The 252-nt window shown below is 66.3% G+C and carries 1 protein-coding gene; it reads right to left on the reverse strand.

Annotation, left to right across the window (positions count from 1 at the left end; all coding sequences use genetic code 11):
• A partial coding sequence (locus SB660_RS22395) for an ABC transporter permease subunit (RefSeq protein ID WP_410584672.1) occupies nt 1-241 on the reverse strand: 241 nt, incomplete at its 3' end.
• Nucleotides 242-252: the final 11 nt, after the last annotated feature.

Below are 252 nucleotides of genomic sequence, written 5' to 3' on the forward strand. Positions count from 1 at the left end.
GGATCACGCCCTGCACCCCGTGCTGGAAGTAGGAGGACACTCCGAGGAGGTTCATGCCGTTCATTACAATGCCGAGCAAGAGGCCGCCGAGCACCGTGCCACGGATGGTCCCGACGCCACCGAAGAGGCTCGTGCCGCCGATGACGACTGCCGCGATGACTTGGAGCTCGTACCCCATACCAGCCACCGGGGCCGCACCGTTCAGGCGTGCCGTGAGCACGAGTCCACCGAGTGCGGCCATCACACCGCCGA

This window comes from Bacillus sp. SIMBA_005 (assembly GCF_046535585.1).
GTDB classification, from domain to species: Bacteria; Bacillota; Bacilli; order Bacillales; family Bacillaceae; genus Bacillus; species Bacillus pumilus.